This is a genomic window from Wolbachia endosymbiont (group B) of Hofmannophila pseudospretella, from assembly GCF_964028515.1.
Classification (GTDB): Bacteria; Pseudomonadota; Alphaproteobacteria; order Rickettsiales; family Anaplasmataceae; genus Wolbachia.
The window spans coordinates 839,988-862,989 of the sequence record NZ_OZ034788.1 but is presented as its reverse complement, the minus strand read 5'-3'; the positions used below and the strand labels follow the sequence as shown (position 1 = coordinate 862,989).

Below are 23,002 nucleotides of genomic sequence, written 5' to 3'. Positions count from 1 at the left end.
TCCAAGTTCGCACTAAACATCTACTACTGTAAATTCAGTACTAGTATCTTGAAAGACGTAAGGTGATAGATGTGCATTACCCAACTTTGCTTCACTTTGCTCAGGAAGCATCTGGTCAATCATACCTATAAAACCTTCTATCTTTTCATTTTGTTTTTTAAATTCCCCTTTTAATGCATTAATAATATCTTTAGACTGATCTTTATTGCAAACATCATCAATCACATTTTTTATTTTTTTGTAAGGCAGCTTGTGAATAATATTTTTTATAACTTCTGCATTTAGCTGATTCAAAAGTTCTGTAAATTGTTGGTTAGGCATTTTATAAGCAAAAGCTTGAAGTTTCTCTGAATTGTCAGCTAAAGACTCAATAATCATCTGAATCCTATCAGGATCATCAGTGAAACCTTGAGCAATTGTTTCGAGTTTCTCAGTATCAAGCTTATTAACTAAGTCTTTTAGTTGATCTTCCTGCAAGCTATTTACTAACTCTTTCAACTTATCACCTTCTAATTGTTTGGAAAGTATTGTCAAATGGTGCTCAGAGAAGCCTTTTACAAGCACTGTAAGTTGTTGTTCACTTAAAGTTTTAATAAGTGCTTTGAATTGATCCACTTTTAAGTGAGGTAAAATTTCTTTTACTTGCCATGTATTTAAGCCTTTTACTAAGCTTGCAAACTGACCTTGATCTAAAAAAGAAACAATTATATGTAACTTTTCTGGATTTAGTACCTGAGCAAGAGTTTGTAATTGGTGATTGGCTAGATGATCCACTAAAGTTTGGAATTGTTTATCTGTTAAGTCCTTTGCTAAGACCTGCAACTGGTTTGAGCTCAGCTCAGGAATTATTTCTTGCAACTGCCAATCCGTTAAATTCTTTGCAAGAACCTGCAGTTGATTTGAATTCAGTTCAGGAATTATTTTTTGCAGTTGCTCGTTACTAAGAGTATTGGCAAGGGTCTTTAGTTGTTTATCTGTTAAGTCCTTTGCTAAGACTTGCAACTGGTTTGAGCTCAGCTCAGGAATTATTTTTTGCAGTTGCTCGTTACTAAGAGTATTGGCAAGGGTCTTTAGTTGTTTATCTGTTAAGTTCTTTGCCAAGGCTTGCAACTGGTTTGAGCTCAGCTCAGGAATTATTTTTTGCAGTTGCTCGTTACTAAGAGTATTGGCAAGGGTCTTTAGTTGGTCGTCTGTTAGTTTTTTGATAAAATCTGATAATACTTCTTCTTGTACAATCTCTTTATAATAATATGATATATTATTGCCCTCTTCATTGCCCTCTTCGTAATTTCCTATTAAGTTATCTATATACATTCCATGCTCGTTTGAAAAATAGAATTCATGAGTATTATCTTCTCTTAATTCTAGAGTGATATACTGGTATTCAGCAGGAAAATACAAAAGGAATAGATCGTCTAGAGCATCTATTGAAAATTTTAATTGTACCAATTTGTTGCCTAAGTATCCAAGAGAAAATTTTTGGAAGAATTTGTAAAGATAATCTATTTCCTTACCTCTCTCAGAGTCAAAATCTATTTGATTCATAAATTTATTTACCATGCAAGATCCATCATTGTTTGATATAATTACATGGTAGCCTTCACTTTTCGTTGGAAATAGTATTTCTTTCAATTCTATTTGAACATTACATTCGTATCTACTTGAATCTGGGTCATATTTAAGTATGCAGAGATTTAATTCTCCTTCATCTTCTTTCATGCAATGAATACCTGCTCCACGCTCAGAGATTCCTCTTGAACACAATTCTAAAGGTGAGTCTAACATTATATTGCTCTTGTCATCTAATCCTATAAAATCAACCCTGGCCAACATACCATCAATCTTAGGTCCCTCTCCATTTATAAGTTCTATGTCATTAATCTTATTAAATACCTTACCAGGCACCATCTTAAAAACATGCTTTTTTCCACTCATAAGTATTAATCAATTAATTATATCTATTCTAACATTTGTTGATTAATTTATTATTAAGTTAGTATATATTAGAATTATAATAACAAACATTACTTGCATAAAGAAAAGTTATAGAAAGAGGGATTTTTTAGGAAACTAGTATAAAATACTAATGGGCTAAAATAAGCTGACTTTATGATATGCTAGAACCTATATTGGTGGAGGCAAGCGGGATCGAACCGCTGACCTTCTGCGTGCAAAACAGATGCTCTACCAGCTGAGCTATGCCCCCAACTTTTGCTTAAAGCATAAATCACTCATGCTGAAATGCAAGAAATATTTATTTGTGAGGCTATTGCTAAATAGTGCACAAATTCTGCATTTATGTATAATTCTCTATCTTTTTAGAGTTGTATCTCAGCTTTACCAAATAAATCTGTTAATTAACAAGAAATTTTCCTTCAAAAATTTTTAATTAAATTATCACTAACGCAGTATATTATATAATTTATTTAACCACGCATGAAAATTTTAGTTTGATTAAAACAGATAAAAACTATATTACTGTTTAGTATAGCTGAAAAATAAAATGATCCCGTAGCTCAGCCGGTAGAGCAACTGACTTTTAATCAGTGGGTCACGCGTTCGAATCGCGTCGGGATCACTTAGAATCTTAAAAGCATGCTAAAAGAACAGGACAAAATATTCACAAACTTAAATGGTAAAGAAACACCACTACTTGAGGGTGCAAAAAAACGTGGTAGTTGGCAAAAAACAAAGGAATTACTGGATTTAGGATCAGAAAAAATCATTGATGAAGTAAAGAAATCTGGCTTGAAAGGTCGAGGGGGTGCAGGATTTTCTACTGGCCTTAAGTGGAGCTTTATGCCTAAAAATCCTTTAAAAGCGTATTTAGTAGTCAATGCAGATGAGTCAGAACCTGGTACGTGTAAGGATAGAGATATACTGCGATATGAACCACACAAGCTACTTGAGGGGATTCTTCTGGCTGGAAGAGCAATCAATGCGTCAGCTGCGTATATTTATATCAGGGGTGAATTTTATAATGAATATTTAGTTCTAAAAAAAGCACTTGAGGAAGCCTATAAAGAAAACTTAATTGGAAAAAATGCCTGCAAATCAGGTTATGATCTTGATGTGTTTATCCATAGGGGTGCAGGAGCTTACATATGTGGAGAAGAAACAGCTCAACTTGAATCAATTGAAGGAAAAAAGGGCTTTCCCCGCATGAAACCTCCATTTCCTGCAGGTGTTGGGCTTTTTGGCTGTCCAACTACAATAAACAACGTTGAAACTATAGCCATAGTTCCAGATATTCTAAATCGTGGAGGAGAGTGGTTTGCATCTCTTGGTAAACCAAATAATACTGGTACCAAGGTCTTTTGTATTTCAGGGCATGTAAATAATCCATGTAATGTTGAAGAAGAGCTCGGAATTTCACTGCGTGAATTAATTGAAAAATACGCAGGTGGAGTGCGAGGAGGTTGGGATAATTTACTTGCTGTAATACCTGGTGGATCTTCAGTCCCATTAATTCCAAAATCTATATGTGATACTATTGAAATGGATTTTGATTCATTAAGGGCTGCACAATCAGGGCTTGGTACTGCTGCTGTAATAGTGATGGATAAATCAACTGACATAATAGCTGCAATAGAAAGATTATCACATTTCTATATGCATGAGTCCTGCGGACAATGTACACCATGCCGTGAAGGCACTGGATGGATATGGAGAATTATGAGAAGAATGGTAGCAGGAAATATTAAACCTGGTGAAGTAGATAAGCTACTTGACCTTACAACTCAAATAGAAGGGCATACAATTTGTGCACTTGGCGATGCTGCAGCTTGGCCAGTTCAAGGATTAATCAGACATTTTCGTCATATAATTGAAGAGAGGATAGTAACTTATACTTTTAAGTGATTTTACTACTTAGCAGCTAAAGTTAAAGAATATTGATTTCCTTCCCTTTTAGGTGCTAATTCTACTTTTGCAATATCTTCAGCGTCTCTAATTAGCCGTTCTAATTTTTCCAGTCCAACTTCAGTGTTTATAAGCTCTCTCCCTCTAAATCTCATTGTGACTTTAATTCTATGTCCATGCACAAGAAAATCCCTTGTTTGACGCAATTTTGTTTCGTAGTCGTGATCACCAATATTAGGACCCAGTTTAATTTCTTTTATAGTTAATGTCTTTTGTTTCTTTTTTGCTTCACTTGCCTTCTTTTTTATATCATACTTCTGCTTGCTGTAATCCAGAATTTTACATACTGGAGGAGTTGAATCAGGTACAATTTCCACTAAGTCTAAACCGACATTCTGAGCAGATACCAAAGCTTGTTCTATTGGCACAATCCCGACCATTTCACCACTATGATCAACTAAGCGTACCTCCTTAGCTATGATGAATTCATTAATTCTGTTTTTATTGTTCTTTTTGACTTGCAAATTTTATCTCCATTAATTCAAATTAATACTTTTTAACAGCAATTCAGTAGCTTTCTCCAAAGAAAAAGACTCCTGTTTTTCCGATCCTAAGTTCCTCACTGACACAGTTTTATTTATAATTTCATTTTTGCCCATGATCCATAATATAGGTACCTTACTTGAACTATGTAAACGTATCTTATAGCTAATTTTTTCATTGGTCAAATCAGTTTTGATTCTCACACCTTGTTCTTTTAAAACGTTGCTGATTTCTGTAGCATAACCGTCAGCCTCATTTGTAATGGTCAGAATAGCAAGCTGTGTTGGAGCAAGCCAAACTGGAAATTTTCCTGCATAGTTTTCTATTAAAATTCCAATAAAACGCTCAAAAGTCCCAAGAATTGCCCTATGTAACATAACAGGGTGATGCTTGTGCCCGTCTGCTCCTATATAAAAAGCTCCAAGCCGCTCCGGTAAAATAAAATCAACTTGCAACGTTCCACATTGCCAATTTCTACCTATCGCATCTTTCAAAACAAACTCTAACTTTGGACCATAAAATGCACCTTCGCCAGGGCTCAGTTCATAACTCAAACCCGCTTCTTTAACAGCTTCAAGCAGCGCTTTTTCAGCTCTATTCCACACTTCATCATTACCTGCTCTAATATCTGGACGATCTGAAAATTTCACAGAAATTTCATTGAATCCAAGCTCTGAATATACTTCTTTTAAAAGGCCACAAAACTTTACAGTTTCAGAATTCACTTGTTTTTCCATACAAAAAATGTGTGCATCGTCTTGCGTAAAACCACGCACTCGCATCAGTCCGTGCAATGAGCCTGAGCTTTCATTCCTATGGCACGTGCCAAATTCTGCCATACGTATTGGTAGATCACGATAACTTCTGGTGTGATAATTAAAAATCTGCACATGGCAAGGACAATTCATGGGTTTTATTGCTAGCTTTTTGCTTTCAGATTCATCAACAATAAACATATTTTCACGAAACTTATCCCAATGTCCCGATTTTTCCCACAGCTCTTTACTTACTAAAATAGGAGTTTTTACTTCAAAATAGCCATTACTTATCAATTTCTTTCTTATATAAGACTCAAGAACATTATATAGAGTATATCCTTGCTCATGCCAAAAAATTTGTCCAACAGCTTCCTCTTGAATGTGAAATAAATCCATATCCTTAGCAATTTTACGATGGTCACGTTTTTCTGCTTCCTCCAGACGTTTAAGATAAGTATTTAATTCATCCTTATTTCTCCACGCGGTGCCATATATTCTTTGCAACATTGGGCCCTTAGAATCGCCACGCCAGTATGCACCTGCTACTTTCATAAGTTTAAACGCTTTAACTCTGCCAGTTGATGGTGAGTGCGGACCACGACATAGGTCTACAAAGTTGCCTTGTTTATAAACAGTTAGGTTTTCGTTTTCTGGTATTGATGAGACAATATCAACCTTGTATCTTTCACCTATATCACTAAAGAAATCAATTGCCTGCTTACGAGTCCAAACTTCTCGGACGAATCTGTGGTTACTTTTTATAATTTCCTTCATTTTTTTTTCTATTGCAGCAAGATCGTCCGTGGTAAAGGTACGATCTGTAGCAAAATCATAGTAGAAACCATCTTGAATTGTTGGCCCGATAGTAATCTGAGTATTAGGAAAGAGCTCTTTTACTGCCTGCGCCATTATATGAGCAGCATCATGCCTTATTATATCTAAACCCGCTTCGTCACTCAGTTGTATTACCTCTATCTCTGTATCAGATTCAATTTCACGTGAGAGATCATACAACTCACCATTTACCTTAAAGGCAATTGCTTCTCTCAAAGCATCCGGTTGTAATATATCAAAGCCAGTGACTCTACCACTGTATTCTTTTACTTTTTGTTCGGCTAAAAAGGTAACTTTTATCATTCATTAGACCTTTTATCATCCCAGTGCTTGACACTGGGATTCATGTTTCTTTCTTTTCTAGATTCCAGCGTCACGCGCTGGAATGACACCAAAAAGTGAGCTACTGATCTTTCAGTTAAATAACAGTTGTACAAAAGATCTATTACATACTTGCTGTAAGAAATTTTAATTATTGACATACCTAGTTAATAATACGGCCTATTCTTTTTTAACCTGAGTGCAATTGCTTCTTCCCAAACTTCACCATTACGCAATAGCTTTTCTTTATTGTACATTAGCTCCTCTCTTGTTTCAGTAGCAAATTCAAAGTTAGGACCCTCCACAATTGCATCAACTGGACATGCTTCTTGGCAAAGTCCGCAATATATGCATTTTGTCATATCAATATCATAGCGTGTGGTTCGGCGACTACCGTCTTCTCTTTCCTCTGCTTCAATAACTATTGTTTGAGCAGGGCAGATAACTTCGCATAACTTACAAGCTATGCATCGTTCTTCACCATTTGGATACCTACGCAGTGCATGCTCACCACGAAACCTTGGACTTAAAGGGCCCTTCTCCATAGGATACCTCAAAGTAACCTTTGGTTTGAACATATATTTTAATGTAATAACAAACCCTTTAATTAACTCTACAGAAGACCAATACCAAGCTAATTTCTTGAGCATAATATTTAAAACTTGTGTCAGTCATTATAAATCATATTATCAGTTTTCAAAATAAATATTTTCATCTGGATGACTTTTGTAGTTTTTCTATACAATATATTTACTAATACTGCATTAATATGAATAAGTAATATAAGCAAAAATTTTTTAGATTAGGTATTTCGATTTCTTAAATTGCTAAGTAGTTTATATAAATAATGACAAACACAAATGAAACTATTTTTGCTTTGTCAACCGTATTTGGTAAGTCAGGAGTTGCAGTAATCAGAATTTCAGGCAACTACGCCCTTAAAGCTTTAAATCATTTTCATATTAAGAAAAAAATTAAACCAAGATTTGCTACTTTAGTTGATCTATATGATGATTCCAATCAATTGATAGATAATGGAATAATCATCTATTTCCCTGCTCCAAACAGTTTCACTGGCGAGGATGTTATAGAGTTACAAGTGCATGGAAGCAAGGCAGTCATAAAAATCATCTTAGAGGGATTATCAAGAATTTTCGTTATGGCCAGTCCAGGAGAATTCTCACTTAGGGCTTTTCTAAATGGTAAATTTGACTTAACGCAAATAGAAGGAATTGCAGACTTAATTGATGCTGAAACGAAAATGCAAGCTAAACAAGCGATTAAGCAGATATCAGGAGAATTGGAGAGACTATACAGCAATTGGAGGCAAGGATTAATAACGATACAATCCAAAATCGAAGCATATATAGACTTTCCAGAGGACATTTGGGCAGAAAAAAGTGAATTGGAAAAAATTAATAATGAAGTGCAATCTCTCGTGCAGTTGATACAAGAGCATTTAAATGATAATAGACGGGGCGAAAGGTTGCGTGAGGGTTTACATATTGTAATAACTGGTGAACCAAATGTCGGTAAATCAACTCTGTTTAATTTCTTAGCCAAGCGTGATATTGCTATTGTTTCTGAATATGCAGGCACAACAAGAGATATACTTGAAGCTCATATTGACATTGGCGGATACCCAATCATTCTCTCTGATACTGCTGGAATTCGTGAGAGTTCAGATCCAATAGAATCAGAAGGTATAAGTCGAGCGAAAAAAAGGTCTTTTGAAGCTGATTTAAGAATAGAACTATTTCCTTTTGAACAGCGTCATAATATCAATTGCAACGTTGTAAATAGCGATACTATTTATGTATTGAGCAAAGCTGACAATGTTATCAATAATCACAATATAAAAATTAATGGCATAGATCTTTTACCCATTTCTATTCTAAAGGAAATAGGTACAAACAAATTGATCTCTCTCATAAAAGAGAAGGCAGAGGAAAAATTTGGGCATGATAGAGACACTCCTGTGATTACTCGGCAAAGACATAGGAGTCACATGCAGAAAGCACTGGAACATTTACAACGTTTTAATATCGATAATCCAATTGAGTTGATATCTGAAGACTTGAGGCTTGCTGCATTTGAACTTGGTGCAGTGATTGGAATTATTAATGTTGAGGAAATATTGGACAGTATATTTAGCAACTTTTGCGTGGGCAAGTAAAGCTTTTATAGATTGCTTAAAATCAAATATTGTGATAGAAAAGAAATGGACGGATGGCCGAGCGGTTTAAGGCACCAGTCTTGAAAACTGACGTACGTGATGAGCGTACCATGGGTTCGAATCCCATTCCGTCCGCACAGCATCTCGCTATGATAGCTGATTTTTAGAGCTTATTTGGACTATGTGGTTCATAACGCTGGAAATCTTATCTAATCTAGCCACATCTTTTAAAAATACATCCCTTTGTAAATTGACCTTGTTAGCAAAGAAAGCTAATATCTATAAATAGATCACCATCTGAATATGGAAACCGATATCGTAATAATAGGTGCAGGGCCTATTGGAATATTCACTGCTTTTCAAGCGGGAATGCTTGATATGAGATGTCATATAATAGATGTTTTGGATCAAGCAGGAGGACAATGCACAGCTCTTTACCCAGAAAAGCCAATATATGATATACCTGGTTATCCTGTAATTACTGCCCAAAAATTAATTGAGCGACTAATGGAGCAAGCTTCACCATTTGAGCCTGTTTACCATTTAAGTCAAAAAGTGGAAAAGATTTCAAATAACGAAGGTGAAAACTTTACTATCATAACGAACATAGGTACAGAGGTAAAATGCAAAGCCGTTATCATTGCTGCAGGTAACGGAATGTTTGAACCTAACCGTCCACCCTTAAGTGGTATATTAGAATATGAAAATAAATCTGTATTTTATAGTGTAAATAAAATTTCTGATTTTCAGGACAAAACTATAGTCATTGCAGGGGGGGGTGATTCTGCGGCTGATTGGACTGTAGAACTTTCTAAAGTTGCAAAGAAAATTTATGTGATACACAGGAGAAAGGAATTTCGCTGCACTCCTGAAACTAGAAATAAATTAGAATCACTTAAAAATAATGGAAAGATAGAACTGGTAGTGCCATATCAATTACACGAACTAGCAGGAGGTAATGGGCAGTTGAGCGCAGTGATAGTAAAAAACATTACCTCTAAGGAAGAAAAAGAAATATCCGCTGATTTTTTGCTGCCATTTTTTGGATTATCAATGAATCTTGGTCCAATAAACAATTGGGGTATAGAGTTAGAACATGGCCGCATAGTTGTTAATTCAGCTACGCTTAGAACTAGTAGAGATAGAATATATGCAATCGGAGATATAGCTACTTATCCAGACAAACTAAAATTGATACTAAATGGTTTTGCTGAGAGCGCCATGGCTTGTTATCACATATACAAAGTAATTCACAATTCTCCAGTTAATTTTCAATATTCAACTTCAAAGGGAATTCATGGAAATAAAGAGTAAGGACATTCATGAGCCTGTATGCAATTACCTCAAGCATAAGGGAATACAAATGAAAAAGATTGCTTTACAAATTTCCCCAACTCCCTTATCATGATAATAAGAGTATTTATCCTTGTTTTTGACCTGCAGGCTCAATGACAAAATTCAGATATCTATTGGCAAATTACACAAAAATTATAGCGGCTGCATGTCTTTTTTATTTTTTCTACATTCAGCCAAAACGCGCTTTAAATAAGCGTTAGCACATTATTACAATGCCAATTTACATTATTATAGGGTCAAAACTCGTCACACGGGGATTCTTTTGCCTTTTTTTTTATTTGGTAAATTTCTTAATACTTGTAACTAAAGCTTCAGGCCAGCACTTGATGCTGGAATCCAGAAATCTTTTGAGCACAAAAGTTATGCTAGGTTTTGTTGGTAATACCAAAATCCATTACTGACCGAACAAATAAGAAACATTACAAACTCGTTTAATAGTAGTACTGGAAATATTGACAATAAAATTACACAAAACATCTTCAAGTAAACCTATGGTATCGTAGATACTATTGCGTAAAGTATTGTATTTGATATATTGCCACAACCTTTCAACAGGATTCAGTTCCGGTGAATAAGGAGGCAAGTATATGATGGTAATGTTTTCCTGAATTTTCAAACTTTTTGATCTATGCCAACTTGCACAATCCATTACAAGAAAGGCTTCTTTCGTGCCTAAATCTTTCGACATCTGCTCCAGAAATATATTCATACAATCAGTGTTTACATATGGAGCAAGTAGGCTAATTTTCTTACCACTTCTTGGATTTACCGCACTGTAGATATAGAAATTTTGTCTACCAATTTTCATTTTAACCTGTGTTCTGACCCCTTTTTTAAACCATCCGTGTCCGATTTTTGAATGAGTTCCAAATCGTGATTCATCAAAAAAATACCTCCTTTTCAGGGTGGGAATTGACTATTTTATTGAAGTATTTTTTAAACTCTTCTTGCTTGTTTTTATCTTGTTTATGGTGAATTGGCCTCGGTGTTATGTAAGAAAACTTCATCCTTTGTATCTCACGGTGCACTGTTGATTTGCTAATGTTTAGGCCAAATTCCTCTGAGATTTTTATTTGCACTTCCTTAATAGTAATATTTGGATTTCTTTCTACCCATATTTCAATTTGCTCACGTTGATTTTTGTTTAATTTGCTTTTTCTTCGCCGCTGAGACGGGGAAAATAATCTTTCTACTCTACCAAATTTTAGATGCTTTATCCATTCAGTCAAAGCAGTCCTTGAAATTTTACATATTCTTGCCACAGCGCTTATACTACTTTCTTTTCCTGCTATCACCGCTTGTAACTTTTTTGAAACATATGCGTTATTTCTGACCTTTTTTAACATTTCTTTCGCCAAATTTACAACTTTTTCGTCTAATAGTTTTGACCTTAATGCCATTTATACCTCTCTATTTTATCTACTTTAGTATCACTTCTTTCCCATTATTGTCTATCTGTTCTTTATATAGTGGGAATTGGTATAAGAAACCAGTGTCAGCTACTCGGATGACACCAAAGGGGCACTTGGATAGAGGCTACTTGAATAACACCATCATAAGGTGAAACTAGATTCCAGTGTCAAGCACTGGAATGACAAGGAAAGGGCTACTTGGATGACAAGAAAAAGGACGCTGATATGACACCAAAGAGGCTGACACCACCATAAAGTAAATTCCACTAACACTATAGGAGACTAACATGAACTTTTTAAAATTTATCGAACTATGCTTTCAAACGGTGGTGCCAGGATGTGAGTATAACAATTATCAGTATATAAAAATCATAGCAGACAGGCTTGAAGCAGCAAGTGTTGGTGAAGTGAAGCGAATAATATTCAATATGCCTCCACGCTCAATGAAGTCTATGTGCGTGAGTGTTGCGTGGCCCGCATGGATACTAGGAAATCAGCCAACCGCAAGAATAATAGTTGCAAGCTATTCTCAGCGGCTTAGCGAAAAGCATTCGCTCGACACCAGATGCGTAATGCAGTCTAGTTGGTATAGAGCGCTATTTCCAGAGATAGAACTATGTAAAGACCAGAACACTAAATATAAATTTCAAACAGTGCAGAGAGGATGTAGGATTGCAACATCTGTTGGTGGAACACTGACTGGTGAAGGTGGAGATTTTATCGTCGTAGATGATCCACTGAGTTCCTCTCAAGCTTTGAGCGAGACGTTTAGAAAACGCGCCACAAATTGGTTTGATCAGACTTTAGTAACTAGGCTCAATAATAGAAAAAAAGGAGTTATTGTTGTTGTAATGCACAGACTACATCAGGAGGATTTGACTGGGCATCTTCTCTCCAAACCAAGAAATATATGGCATCATATTTGTTTGCCAATGATTTCTGAAAATAAGGAAATTATCTATTCAATCAAAAGATCAATTCTCCCTTCTCCTGTTCCTATTATTCAAGTAACTACAAATGAGTGCAAAAGCTCAACAGGCGCTACATCTTCAAGGATTTTATACTTAAAAAAGGAAGGTCAGCTGCTATATCCCCTAGATGGAGGAGAAATTGAAATGATAAAGGCTGAACTTGGGAGTTACGCTTTTGCTGCTCAATATCAACAAAATCCTCTGCCGCTTTCAAGTGGTATAATTAAGCAAGAATGGTTGAAACGCTATAGAAATTTTCCTGACAATCTCTCACATATAACTCAGAGCTGGGACACTGCGGTTTCAACAAACGATTCTAGTGGCTTTAGTGTCTGCACCACCTGGACAAAGGTGAATAATAAGTTTTATTTACTCGATGTGTACCGTGCGAAGCTTGAGTATCCAAAACTTAAAGAACAAGTTCTGTCACTAGCTTCAAGATGGAAGCCACACGCAATTTTAATCGAAGCAAAAACAAGTGGTCAGCAATTGATTCAAGAGCTAAAGGCAATACCTGTTATCGAGATAGTGCCGCATAACAGTAAGCTCGCTCGATTCCACCAAATCGTTCCAATAATAGAATCTGGCAGGGTTTTTCTGCCACACCAAGCAGTATGGCTGAGCGATTTTGAGTATGAAATTTTAATGTTTCCAGAAACCCGCCACGACGATCAAGTAGATAGCGCTGTGCAATACCTTCAGTGGATGAGAGATAGTAGCTCGCGGGTTGCAGCTATACGAACGTTGTGATTCAATTTGCTACCCACAATTTCGATTATTAGCTCATTTAAAATAAATATTTATTTTCTAGTATAATATGTAATAGTTAGATATTTTATTCTAGTTTAAAGATAAAGTTATGGCAAAAGGATATGAAACACTGAAAAAAGTATTGAATGTAATTAACGATAAGCAAGATTTTAATAAAGACAACATAATTGAGAAAATACAAGAAGAACTAGAGAGGCAGGATCAAGATTTACATAAAGAGTGGATTGATGAGAAATTCGATATAAATCATAAATTTACCTCAAAGCATCCTAAATACTCAAAGTTTACGTTATCAAGGATAGCTGCTGAAGCAGGCTATGCAAATGTGTTGGATGCTCTAATATCATCAGGATCAAACATTAGCGATAAGAGTGGAAAAGGTTGGACTCCTGTATTAAATTTAGCAGCTAAACATGGCCATCTAGAAACAGTAAAAGCTTTATTAAAAATCGAAGGAATTAAAATTGATGAAAGGAATGAACTTGGGTTTACCCCATTACACAATGCTGTTCTTAAAGATCACAAAGAGATAGTAGAGTTTTTAATCCAAACAGGAGCAAATGTTGATGCGCAACATTTGTATGGAACTCCTTTACATTATGCTGTTTCTTATTGTCACAAAGAGACAGTAGAGGTTTTACTCGAAAAAGGAGCAAATGTTAATGCAGTAAATACACATGGAATGACCCCTTTAGATTATGCCAAGGGTCAAAACGTAGAAATTCTATTAAAGGCAGGAGGACGTTCTTTTGTGAAAGCATTTAATAGAGGGATTACTACCGCTGTAGAAACTGCATTATTAGGCGCTGCTATAGCAGCGGTACTTTTTGCAACTGAAACAATTGCAACACCTATAGCTATAGCAGTGGTTGCAGTTATAGCAGTAGCACTAGCAGTTGGTGGTGCTACATATATGATGTTAAAGCCCAGTACTAAAGTTGATGGAGTAGCAGTCTTAACAAATGGACAGCAAGAAGCTGATAGCGCTATTAGGTTTGTCTAGTGCGTATTCGACCTACCAGTGTCAAACACTGATCATAGGGAATGACATTACAGGGACACTGGAATAACGTAGAAGATAGCGCTAACAACTTTCATTTAGGCAAGATATATCTTGAAAAAATTAAGCTTTAGTGCTACTAAATGTTGTAACTTCTATGCTGAAACCTGACTATGAATGTGGAAAAAATACGCAATGCTAAAATAAAATTACCAATATTTCTTGATTATCAATCTACTACTAAAGTAGATCCTCGTGTTTTGGAGGTAATGATACCTTATTTTGGTGAGTTCAGTAATGCACACTCTCGTAGCCATTCATTTGGTTGGACAGCTGAGGAAGCAGTAGAAAAAGCAAGGAAGCACATTGCTGACTTGGTGAACGCAGACAGCAAAGAAATCGTCTTTACCTCGGGTGCAACCGAATCAAATAACATGGCTATCAAAGGTGTTGCTCATTTTTATAAGAATAAGGGAAATCATATAATAACTGTCTGCACGGAGCATAAGTGCGTTTTAGATTCTTGTCGACATCTGGAAAATGAAGGCTTTAAAGTTACATATTTGTCCGTTAAGCAAAACGGAATTATAGATTTGTTGAAACTTGAGGAGGCAATCACTGATAAAACAATTCTGATTTCAGTGATGATGGCAAATAATGAAATCGGAGTAATGCAACCTGTCAAAGAAATTGGTGCAATGTGTAGAAAGCATAATATATTTTTTCATACAGACGCTGCCCAAAGTTTTGGAAAAGTTTCAATAGACGTAAATGAAATGAACATTGATCTTATGAGCCTTTCTAGCCATAAAATTTATGGACCTATGGGAATAGGTGCGTTATATGTCCGTAGAAAAAATCCTCGTGTTAGGTTGACGCCACTAATTAGTGGTGGTGGACAGGAGAGAGGCATGCGCTCTGGAACAGTTCCTACTCCCCTTGCAGTTGGTTTTGGTGAAGCAGCACGTATCGCTAAAGAAGAAATGGAAATAGAAGCAAGCAAATTAGAAGAGTTGAGAGATATTTTGTACAACAAAATAAAAGAGGCATTTCCTGATGTTGTTTTAAATGGTGACTACGAAAATAGGATTCCAGGTAACCTTAACTTAAGTTTTCCTTATGTTGAGGGTGAGTCTCTTATCATGGCAATCAAGGATTTAGCAGTAAGCTCTGGTTCTGCATGCACATCTGCATCCCTTGAGCCTTCTTATGTCATAAGATCACTAAACAATGGCCACGATCTTGAGCATTCATCAATTAGATTTGGCCTTGGCCGATTTACAACTAAAGATGAAGTTCTATATGCAGCAGATCTTGTTACTAAAAATGTTGGACGGCTAAGAGAGATGAGCCCACTTTTGGAAATGGTACAAGAGGGAATAGATTTAAGCACCGTAAAATGGGATTCTCATTGAAGAATAAGACGTTAACCATTAGCAGAGTGATGGTTGTCTAAGCTCTTTCTATGGGTGAAATCGGAAACTTAGCTTTAAGTCCTTTGTAGATGCCACGGAACTAAGTAGCAACCCTATACATATTAAGCTCGCAGCAGTTGTGCTTCCGCCATAGGATAGAAATGGAAGTGGGTCACCTATTATAGGTAAGAAGCCTATTGTCATTCCAATGTTTATAAAGAAATGAGCACTAAAAAAGGCAAAAACCCCGATAGATATTAACTTAGAAAAGTAATTTTTTGACCTGTAAGCAATGGAGAATATTATAGCAAGCAATGTGGTATAGAGTAAAATCAAAGTCATGCTGCCTAAAAAACCCCATTCCTCACTCAGTACCGCAAAAGCAAAATCTGTGCGTTTCTCTGGCAAAAATCCAAGTTGAGTTTGACTTCCATTAATAAATCCCTTACCAAACAAACCTCCTGAACCAATAGCTATTTGAGATTGCTGTGCATTATAACCTATTCCAAGTGGATCTACTGATGAATCCAAAAATGATAATATCCTTTGCTTGTGATAAGGGCGCAAAAAAGGCCAAATAGCTGGTATTGCGAAAATGCCAAGAGTTCCAAAAATTATCAAATGAGGTCTCTCCATTATTGCTGTGAATATGATTGATGCTCCTATAAACAATATTATTACAGCTGTTCCTAAATTAGGTTGCTTCAATACAAGGAATACAGGTAAGAAAATAATTATAAGTGGCTTAAATAAGCTTTGAAATTTCATCATTTTATACACACTTTGTTTATTAAAATAACAAGCAAGTGCAAGTATTAAGCCCACTTTTACAAATTCTGATGGTTGTAAACTAATTGACCCAATTCTTATCCATCTCGTTGCACCCATTATATGCGAGCCAAAAAAATTTACTGCTAACAGCGCAATTACTGCTGCTATGTAAAAAAAATAAGCGTGCTTCAAATAAAAATCTAGCTCTATAAATGACATAGCTATAGCAAGCAAAAGGAAGAAAGAGAATATGACCAATTGGTGAATTGCAAATGGAGCCCACTTTCCTCCAGCAGAAGAATATTGCACAACAATGCCAACGCAAAACAGAGCTATTACGTTAATGACTAATAATAAGTGAATCTTCTTCAGCTTATCCACAGCAAAAACTTTACAGACTTTGAGATACAATAAAACATAAGAAAATCAAAAAGCAAATTTATTAATTACCAACCGAATTGGACTACTATATATCCCAGTTATTACCGTTAAAATTGCCATAAATAATAAACAAAAGAGCATAAGCAATGGTACCTCATTAAATGTCATTCCAGCGTTTGATGCTGTACTGTTTTCAAAATACATTTTCTCAACCATTTTCCAAATGTATACTAATGCAGAAAAAGAGCTAACAGCAAAAACCATCAGAGAGACCCATGCATGAGATTCAAGAATTGCTTGCATCATATACCACTTACTTACAAAGCCATTTGTCAAGGGTACACCGATTAATGCTAAACTAAGTAGAGTAAATGCGAGTGTTGTATAGGGCATTGACTTTTTTAGTCCTGATAAATTTTCTATTTTTGTCATACCAACCTTATAAGAAATACACCCTGCAACCATGAATAAAGACGTTTTTATCATGCTATGATTTACTATGTGAAGAACTGCTGAAAACAAACCTGATTTTGAATTTAAACCCAGCATTAAAAGTATATAGCCAATCTGACTGATACTGGAGTGAGCAAACAGTCTTTTTATATCTTTTTCGATTATTGCAGATATTGATCCAAATACAATAGCGCAAAGTGCGAGGATAATTATCACATTATGCAGTGGTAAGAAAAAATTTTGCTGAAAAACAGTGTAAAAGATTCTGATAAAAACATATACCATCACTTTGGTTACTGTACCCGAAAAGAATACGCTAACGAAGCTAGGTGCTTCACTATATGCGTTAACCAGCCATCTGCTGAGTGGAAATAGTGCCATTTTGATTGAGAGACCAACAAAAATGAATAATGTACCAAGTCTTATGATGTTATTATCGTATAATGGTACTATTCTTTCAGCCATGTCAGACATGTTGAGCGTTCCGGTCATAGAGTATAAAAGGCCGATGCCAAACAAGTAAAATGTTGCTCCTACAGTACCACTAATGAGGTATTCAAATGCTGCTATCAGGGCTTTTTTGTCCCTTCCCATTGAAACTAATACATAAGAAGAAAGAGATGAAATTTCCAAAAAAACATAAAGATTGAATATGTCGTTTGTTACTAGAATCCCGAGTAGTCCGCTTAAGCACAGTAGAAATAGAGAGTAAAAACCAGTGATCTTGTTTTTGCTAATTTCTTTTTCGTTAATATAAAAGCTATAAAGCACGCTAATCAGCGCTATAAAATTCACCAAAGTTAGAATCAAAGAGTTCAATATGTCGATTCTCAATTCTATTCCGTATGGAGGAGCCCAATCTCCAAGATAATAAGTTATAATTTCACCATTGTATGTTTTCACTAGCAACGTTAATGAAATAAAGAAAATAGCTGCCGTTGTAAAAAAAGAGATAAACCAGGACACCCTATGTTTCCTGGTAAGAAAGCAGAACATCGACGCAATTATTGGTATAATAACTTGTAGAATTGGTAATTGCATTAAACTGTTGTTAATACATCGTTAAAGTATTAGTATATATAATACTTTTTGTTTTAATACCTTTATGTTATCCAAAATTTATAATGTAGTAACAAACTTATTAAGGAGAAAAGGTAAACTTATAGGTAGGGATGAAAACGGAAATTCTTACTATGAGTCAAATAAAGGAAAAAGATGGGTAATATATGGTAATGTTTCTGACCCCACAACAATTCCTCCAGAATGTTATATATGGCTGCATAATACTAATAATGAAATACCAATTAACAATAACAAAAGAAAAACTCCTAATTTAACGGGTACAAAAGATGCATACTACCCAAAGCAAAAGGTGAAAAACTACTATGAAAGCTGGAATCCTAATAATTAAAGATGCGAAGGTCAAATATACTTGAAATAATTGCTGGATCATTTGTATTAATTTTCACTATTTTTCTTGTCTTCTTCGCTATTAATAAGCTATCTTACATAAAGAGAAACTATAAGGATTGCTATAAAATACATGGCCTTTTTACTGATGCTAACGGTGTAGGGGTTGGTGATAGTGTCAAGATCTCTGGTGTAGAAATCGGAAGCATAACTGGTGTATCGCTTGACAAAGCTACCTACATAGCACGAATCGATATGTGCATAAGCAGAGACATAAAGTTGCCAATTGATAGCTCAGCTCTAATCACTAGCAGCGGGGTTGTTGGTAGTAAATTTGTTAATATATCACCTGGTGCAGATTCTAAATTAATTTCACACGGTGGTAAAATAGAGCATACTCAAGCTGGAGCAAATATGGGTGGAATAGTGGATAAAATTATTGGCATGTTTACAAAGTGAGAATAAGAACACATAAGCCAACTTGGCCTATGTACAATCAAGGGATTTTTCTATCAATAGCTTGAAGTTGTTCAGCGTTTGAATTATCAAGATTTCTGCTAGGTTTTACATTCCTAATAATCTTAACAAATGCTTGTACTTTCAGTATAGGAGTGTTTTTTCTTACGTACTTAGGGAAGTGTTAAATAAACCATACGTGTCAAGTTAAGGAAATAAAGGTATGAAAGAGATAGAATAATAAGGTATAAGTTCTCCCAGAAGTACTTTTAGTGAGAGAATCAATGAATAAAGTAACTAGATTATCAAAAAAGCTCAAAGAATTTTTTAATGAAAAAGCAGACAAAATCTCAATTACAACAAGGTTTATAAAAAGAAAGAGAAAGCTAAAAGGTTCATCGTTCGTAAAAGCCATGGTCTTGGGTAATATAGGGGTTGATAATTGTAGCGTAGAAACAATGTGTCAATTACTAAACGAGGACTCGATAGATATAACAAAACAAGGTTTGGATTTTAGATTTACTGAAGAAGCAGTGGAATTTATGAAAAGGATGTATAATGAATCTGTGGTTCCCTTTAAAAATATCTTGCAAGTTGATTGCAAAATCTTACAGCTATTTAATAGTGTTAAATTATTGGACAGTAGCTATACTACTCTACCTAACAGTATGGAAGAGATGTATAAAGGTTATGGTACTAGCTACAGTGGCTACGAAAGTAATACTAAGTCTGGAATAAAGTTACAATTAGTTTTCGACTACATGAATCAGATAATAGACCAACTTAATTTAACGGAGGGAATAAGATCCGGGATATAGGAAACATTTAAGTAATATATTAAGCAATGATTTGCTAATATCTGATCTGGGTTATTTTGTCCCAAGCTCTTTTAAACAAATCAATGAAATAGGAGCTTATTTCATAAGTCGTTGATACCAATATATATGATATAGAAACAAATCAAAAAATAGAGTTACTGGAATGTTTAGAGATTTTTAGAAAACGAGGTATTATTAGGAAAAGAAGTAAAAATTAGAGTAAGAATATAAACTAACTGAATATGGCCAGAAGAAGGAAAGCTAATAGATTAGCAAGATCGCAGGATCCTCTAAAAGAAATCAAAAATTATTGAACTGGTATAACTAATGTTCCAGAAAATAAAATTAGTGCTGAGCAAGTATTACAGAGTAAGGTGGCAAATTGAGTTATTATTTAAATTGTATAAAAGCCATATCAGAGTTGATAAGCTAAAAGGAAAGCCATGCAGAGTATTATGTGAACTATATGCTAAATTGTGCGCAATTCTTATATTTTACGGCATAGTTGGTTGCACAGAAGTGAAAAAGAATACAGAACTTAGCTTAACAAAGGCATTTATTGAGCTAAAAAGGCGGGTTAGAGAGTTATTTTTAGCACTAAAGAATAAAGTTAATAGTTTGAAAGTTTTTCTTAAAAAGCTTACCATAACTTGGTCTCGATTTTCATTAAAAGACAAATACAGAAAAACTAGAGTATCTACCTTAACTTCCCTGAATTTACTTACAATCTCTTAACTTGAAGCGTATGGTTTATTTAACACTCCCTTTTTGAGGGTTACAGATCGCTAAAAATATTTAAACAACTAATTTTTATAACTTTGTACCAATAAAACTATTCCCACCTTAATTATCAAACAGTAACGTATAGAACTACAAACTTTTGTATATTAAGAAATTGTTTAAATTACATACCTGGCTACTATGCATCCTACTTCCAAGATAAAGTACCTTTCACTAAAAAATATTGAATTTAATTTTTGCAATCACTTAAGTCTAGTATTATTTTGTTAATGTATCGTTCATTTGCATCCTTGATGATAAATTTTATACCATTTTTATATCTTATAACTTCATCTACAGAAGGTACCTTACCAGCAATTGAAAGAACCAAACCACTAAGTGTGGCATAATGCTCTTCAGAGTCACACAACTCTATTTTTAGATTTTCCTCTATATCCTTTATAAGGGCCCTTGCCGATATTTCAAACTTATTTTGAGATAATTCAGTAATGGTGTGTTCTGAATTTACCTCATTCTCGTTATCAATATTTGGTATCAATTCTTCTATAAGATCATTTATCGAAATTAAACCATCAGTTCCGCCATATTCATCCAGTACAATAGCTAAATATGACTTGGAAGATTTCATTCTAACAAAAAGATTTGTTGCTTTCATTGAGGCTGGGACAAATATTACATTTTGTATAATATTTTTCAGATTAAAATCTTTATTCTTATTGAAAATGATATCTTTTACGTAAAAAAAGCCTATTACGTTGTCAAAGTTATTCTTATAAGTTGGTATCTTAGCATGGTAAGTGTTTTTCACCTTCTTTATTACCTCATCCTTGCTCGATTCAATGTCTACTGCACATATCTCCTTACGTGGAGTCATTATATCCATGATACTACAATCACGGAATTTTAATAGACTATTAAGTATGTCAAGACCTGACAGATCACCCATTAATGCCTCAGTCGCACATTTTTTTAACACAGAAGTTTTGTTGAAGAGAAAGAGAAAAATTCTGTATGCTATTTTTTCTACTAAAGTTCTTTTTTTACTCAATTTATTCCCTTTAATGGTGAAAATATCTTTAGATAAGGTCTATCAAGAAAACTGTTATTAAATGTTTAATAAGCATGTGAATAATGTCAAATTAATTTGTGAATTATTTGTTGACATAAAATACTAACAATTGATCAACAATTTTTTCAATGACATATACATAATTATATAACAATCCATGATAATAAAGCTTTTTTCCATAAAAGAAAATTACTAACATTCTAGACATCTTACTTATACACATAAATCATAAAGGAAAATCAATAGTATAGAGAAGTTATTAACATATTTATCCACAAGATAAGTAATACTAATTTTTACTGAATTTTAAGTTAATAACAATTTATTGATAGAACTACTACTACTGTTATACTTTAGTTTAGACAAAAAGTAGATAAAGTAGATTGAAAAGAAGCAAAGCAAAAATAGCAAGAATCATCAGCCAGAACGAGTCAGATGAAAAAGTTCCTATTTGGTTAATGCGTCAGGCTGGTAGGTCTCTTCCTGAGTATCGGAAGGCAGTGGAAAACATGAATAATTTCATGGAGATATGTTATAGCACAGATTTGGTAACAGAGTTAACGTTACAACCAATAACAAGATTCGACATGGATGCAGCGATAATTTTTTCTGATATTTTGATAATAGCTGACATTTTAGGCTGTAATGTAAATTTTATTCGAGGTGTGGGTCCAATAATAAGACCTATAGAAAGTGCTAAAGACTTGAAGAGTCTACAAGGAATTGAATCTAACACATTACCAATCCTAAATGCTATAAAAGAAGTAAGAAGCCAGTTGCCAGAAGAAAAATCGCTTATAGGCTTTGCTGGAGGGCCGTGGACGGTAGGTTCATACATCATAGAGGGCGGTAGTAGTAAAACTTTTTCCAAGGTGCTAAATTTTTGTCCATTGGCACTAGAGGAAATAATAAAAAAAATAACAGAAGCGACAATTATTTATCTGATCAAACAGATAGAGTTTGGAGCAGATGTTATTCAGTTATTTGACAGCAATGCTGGTGTATTGAAGGGAAAACTGTTTGAAAGATACATCATCAAGCCAACAAAGGAAATTGTTTCGGCAATAAAGAGTAGATTTCCCAATTTTCCAATAATAGGTTTTCCGCGCTCTGCTGAAAATCTTTATACAGATTACTGCGAACAAACAGGCGTATCTGCAGTAAGTATAGATTATAATGTTCCAATAGAATGGGCGAAAGAAAATCTAAAAATTCCTCTGCAAGGAAACCTTAATCCTAGTCTTTTGGCCTACAATAAGTCAGAAGCAATTGAAGAAGCAAAGCGTATAATAGATTGTTTTAGAGGGTTACCTTTTATATTTAATCTTGGACATGGAGTGCTTCCTGATACTCCGGTTGAAAATATTGCTGCATTAGTGGACCTAGTAAGAAACTACTAAAACTCTTGTATGAAAAGCCTTTATGAGGGTGGAATGAAAACCTTACTTGACAAACCTTCCCACTTTTCTTCTTATATCAATAAGA

At 34.7% G+C, this 23,002-nt stretch carries 18 protein-coding genes, 3 tRNA genes and 1 pseudogene; 13 read left to right on the top strand and 9 right to left on the bottom strand.

The features are described from left to right. Positions 1-12: 12 nt before the first annotated feature. Positions 13-1,908 carry a magnesium transporter MgtE N-terminal domain-containing protein gene (locus ABWU24_RS04020; protein WP_353274487.1) on the bottom strand — a complete coding sequence of 632 codons (1,896 nt, stop codon included), beginning with the start codon at positions 1,906-1,908 and terminating at the stop codon, positions 13-15. 222 nt (positions 1,909-2,130) lie between these two features. Next, positions 2,131-2,206, bottom strand: a tRNA-Ala gene (locus ABWU24_RS04015). Positions 2,207-2,505: 299 nt separating this feature from the next. Here ABWU24_RS04015 and ABWU24_RS04010 point away from each other — a divergent pair. Together ABWU24_RS04010 and nuoF are read left to right on the top strand one after the other, a co-directional pair. After that, a tRNA-Lys gene (locus ABWU24_RS04010) sits at positions 2,506-2,578 on the top strand. A gap of 17 nt (positions 2,579-2,595) precedes the next feature. Next, a complete protein-coding gene (nuoF, locus tag ABWU24_RS04005) occupies positions 2,596-3,861 on the top strand; it encodes an NADH-quinone oxidoreductase subunit NuoF (RefSeq protein WP_341815614.1) in 1,266 nt (421 codons plus the stop codon). 5 nt (positions 3,862-3,866) lie between these two features. On the opposite strand, the gene infC is transcribed toward nuoF, so the two are convergent. The 3 genes from infC to nuoI form a co-directional block, all read right to left on the bottom strand. Next, positions 3,867-4,385, bottom strand: coding sequence for a translation initiation factor IF-3 (gene infC, locus ABWU24_RS04000; RefSeq protein WP_341815613.1), 519 nt, complete (start codon positions 4,383-4,385; stop codon positions 3,867-3,869). A 12-nt stretch (positions 4,386-4,397) separates the two neighbouring features. Further along, positions 4,398-6,299: a threonine--tRNA ligase gene (gene thrS, locus ABWU24_RS03995; protein WP_341815612.1), complete on the bottom strand. Its 1,902-nt coding sequence runs from the start codon at positions 6,297-6,299 to the stop codon at positions 4,398-4,400. Positions 6,300-6,484: 185 nt separating this feature from the next. Then, positions 6,485-6,967 (bottom strand): NADH-quinone oxidoreductase subunit NuoI, encoded by a 483-nt coding sequence (nuoI, locus tag ABWU24_RS03990; protein WP_341815611.1) that lies wholly within the window; start codon positions 6,965-6,967, stop codon positions 6,485-6,487. A gap of 197 nt (positions 6,968-7,164) precedes the next feature. Between nuoI and mnmE the strand changes: the two genes are divergently transcribed. The 3 genes from mnmE (at position 7,165) to ABWU24_RS03975 (ending at position 9,807) form a co-directional block, all read left to right on the top strand. Continuing rightward, positions 7,165-8,493: a tRNA uridine-5-carboxymethylaminomethyl(34) synthesis GTPase MnmE gene (gene mnmE, locus ABWU24_RS03985; RefSeq protein WP_015588253.1), complete on the top strand. Its 1,329-nt coding sequence runs from the start codon at positions 7,165-7,167 to the stop codon at positions 8,491-8,493. A 47-nt stretch (positions 8,494-8,540) separates the two neighbouring features. Then, a tRNA-Ser gene (locus ABWU24_RS03980) sits at positions 8,541-8,628 on the top strand. A 168-nt stretch (positions 8,629-8,796) separates the two neighbouring features. Further along, positions 8,797-9,807, top strand: a complete 1,011-nt coding sequence (locus ABWU24_RS03975; protein WP_341815609.1) for an NAD(P)/FAD-dependent oxidoreductase — start codon at positions 8,797-8,799, stop codon at positions 9,805-9,807. Between the two features lie 436 nt (positions 9,808-10,243). Here the strand turns inward: ABWU24_RS03975 and ABWU24_RS03970 are convergent. Further along, positions 10,244-11,249 (bottom strand): IS630 family transposase gene (locus tag ABWU24_RS03970; RefSeq protein ID WP_353274215.1). Its coding sequence is split into 2 segments (ribosomal slippage): positions 10,244-10,738 and positions 10,740-11,249, totalling 1,005 coding nucleotides; the frame shifts between segments, so codons are not numbered across the junction. Here ABWU24_RS03970 and ABWU24_RS03965 point away from each other — a divergent pair. The 4 genes from ABWU24_RS03965 (at position 11,243) to ABWU24_RS03950 (ending at position 15,418) form a co-directional block, all read left to right on the top strand. Beyond that, complete coding sequence (locus tag ABWU24_RS03965; protein ID WP_353274485.1) at positions 11,243-11,413, top strand: hypothetical protein; 171 nt, start codon at positions 11,243-11,245, stop codon at positions 11,411-11,413. The two genes, ABWU24_RS03970 and ABWU24_RS03965, sit on opposite strands and share 7 nt — an antisense overlap. A 135-nt stretch (positions 11,414-11,548) precedes the next feature. Beyond that, positions 11,549-12,982 carry a phage terminase large subunit gene (gene terL, locus ABWU24_RS03960; RefSeq protein ID WP_341815608.1) on the top strand — a complete coding sequence of 478 codons (1,434 nt, stop codon included), beginning with the start codon at positions 11,549-11,551 and terminating at the stop codon, positions 12,980-12,982. Positions 12,983-13,091: 109 nt separating this feature from the next. After that, positions 13,092-14,006: an ankyrin repeat domain-containing protein gene (locus ABWU24_RS03955; RefSeq protein WP_341815607.1), complete on the top strand. Its 915-nt coding sequence runs from the start codon at positions 13,092-13,094 to the stop codon at positions 14,004-14,006. A gap of 170 nt (positions 14,007-14,176) precedes the next feature. Next, positions 14,177-15,418, top strand: a complete 1,242-nt coding sequence (locus tag ABWU24_RS03950; protein ID WP_341815606.1) for an IscS subfamily cysteine desulfurase — start codon at positions 14,177-14,179, stop codon at positions 15,416-15,418. Positions 15,419-15,466: 48 nt separating this feature from the next. On the opposite strand, the gene rodA is transcribed toward ABWU24_RS03950, so the two are convergent. Both rodA and ABWU24_RS03940 read right to left on the bottom strand, forming a co-directional pair. Further along, positions 15,467-16,570 carry a rod shape-determining protein RodA gene (gene rodA, locus ABWU24_RS03945; protein WP_015588085.1) on the bottom strand — a complete coding sequence of 368 codons (1,104 nt, stop codon included), beginning with the start codon at positions 16,568-16,570 and terminating at the stop codon, positions 15,467-15,469. Positions 16,571-16,615: 45 nt separating this feature from the next. Then, positions 16,616-18,064, bottom strand: a complete 1,449-nt coding sequence (locus tag ABWU24_RS03940) for a proton-conducting transporter membrane subunit (RefSeq protein WP_353274483.1) — start codon at positions 18,062-18,064, stop codon at positions 16,616-16,618. Positions 18,065-18,128: 64 nt separating this feature from the next. Between ABWU24_RS03940 and ABWU24_RS03935 the strand changes: the two genes are divergently transcribed. The 3 genes and pseudogenes from ABWU24_RS03935 to ABWU24_RS03925 all read left to right on the top strand — a co-directional run bounded on the left by ABWU24_RS03935 (position 18,129) and on the right by ABWU24_RS03925 (position 20,442). Continuing rightward, positions 18,129-18,434 carry an NADH-ubiquinone oxidoreductase subunit NDUFA12 family protein gene (locus ABWU24_RS03935; RefSeq protein ID WP_135353033.1) on the top strand — a complete coding sequence of 102 codons (306 nt, stop codon included), beginning with the start codon at positions 18,129-18,131 and terminating at the stop codon, positions 18,432-18,434. Between the two features lie 2 nt (positions 18,435-18,436). Further along, positions 18,437-18,892 carry an outer membrane lipid asymmetry maintenance protein MlaD gene (mlaD, locus tag ABWU24_RS03930; protein WP_353274481.1) on the top strand — a complete coding sequence of 152 codons (456 nt, stop codon included), beginning with the start codon at positions 18,437-18,439 and terminating at the stop codon, positions 18,890-18,892. A gap of 269 nt (positions 18,893-19,161) precedes the next feature. Beyond that, positions 19,162-20,442, top strand: a pseudogene (locus ABWU24_RS03925) (IS4 family transposase). Positions 20,443-20,677: 235 nt separating this feature from the next. On the opposite strand, the gene ABWU24_RS03920 reads toward ABWU24_RS03925, so the two are convergent. Further along, a complete protein-coding gene (locus ABWU24_RS03920; RefSeq protein ID WP_015588081.1) occupies positions 20,678-21,496 on the bottom strand; it encodes a transporter associated domain-containing protein in 819 nt (272 codons plus the stop codon). A gap of 404 nt (positions 21,497-21,900) precedes the next feature. On the opposite strand from ABWU24_RS03920, the gene hemE reads away from it, so the two are divergent. After that, positions 21,901-22,917 (top strand): uroporphyrinogen decarboxylase, encoded by a 1,017-nt coding sequence (hemE, locus tag ABWU24_RS03915; protein ID WP_015588080.1) that lies wholly within the window; start codon positions 21,901-21,903, stop codon positions 22,915-22,917. Positions 22,918-23,002: the final 85 nt, after the last annotated feature.

What these genes read in the sequence shown, in the direction of transcription:
- ABWU24_RS04020 (WP_353274487.1), bottom strand. Translation starts at nt 1,908, where the DNA reads ATGGTGCCTGGTAAGGTATTTAATAAGATTAATGACATAGAACTTATA.
- nuoF (WP_341815614.1), top strand. Translation starts at nt 2,596, where the DNA reads ATGCTAAAAGAACAGGACAAAATATTCACAAACTTAAATGGTAAAGAA.
- thrS (WP_341815612.1), bottom strand. Translation starts at nt 6,299, where the DNA reads ATGATAAAAGTTACCTTTTTAGCCGAACAAAAAGTAAAAGAATACAGT.
- nuoI (WP_341815611.1), bottom strand. Translation starts at nt 6,967, where the DNA reads ATGCTCAAGAAATTAGCTTGGTATTGGTCTTCTGTAGAGTTAATTAAA.
- mnmE (WP_015588253.1), top strand. Translation starts at nt 7,165, where the DNA reads ATGACAAACACAAATGAAACTATTTTTGCTTTGTCAACCGTATTTGGT.
- ABWU24_RS03975 (WP_341815609.1), top strand. Translation starts at nt 8,797, where the DNA reads ATGGAAACCGATATCGTAATAATAGGTGCAGGGCCTATTGGAATATTC.
- ABWU24_RS03965 (WP_353274485.1), top strand. Translation starts at nt 11,243, where the DNA reads ATGCCATTTATACCTCTCTATTTTATCTACTTTAGTATCACTTCTTTC.
- terL (WP_341815608.1), top strand. Translation starts at nt 11,549, where the DNA reads ATGAACTTTTTAAAATTTATCGAACTATGCTTTCAAACGGTGGTGCCA.
- ABWU24_RS03955 (WP_341815607.1), top strand. Translation starts at nt 13,092, where the DNA reads ATGGCAAAAGGATATGAAACACTGAAAAAAGTATTGAATGTAATTAAC.
- ABWU24_RS03950 (WP_341815606.1), top strand. Translation starts at nt 14,177, where the DNA reads ATGAATGTGGAAAAAATACGCAATGCTAAAATAAAATTACCAATATTT.
- ABWU24_RS03940 (WP_353274483.1), bottom strand. Translation starts at nt 18,064, where the DNA reads ATGCAATTACCAATTCTACAAGTTATTATACCAATAATTGCGTCGATG.
- ABWU24_RS03935 (WP_135353033.1), top strand. Translation starts at nt 18,129, where the DNA reads ATGTTATCCAAAATTTATAATGTAGTAACAAACTTATTAAGGAGAAAA.
- mlaD (WP_353274481.1), top strand. Translation starts at nt 18,437, where the DNA reads ATGCGAAGGTCAAATATACTTGAAATAATTGCTGGATCATTTGTATTA.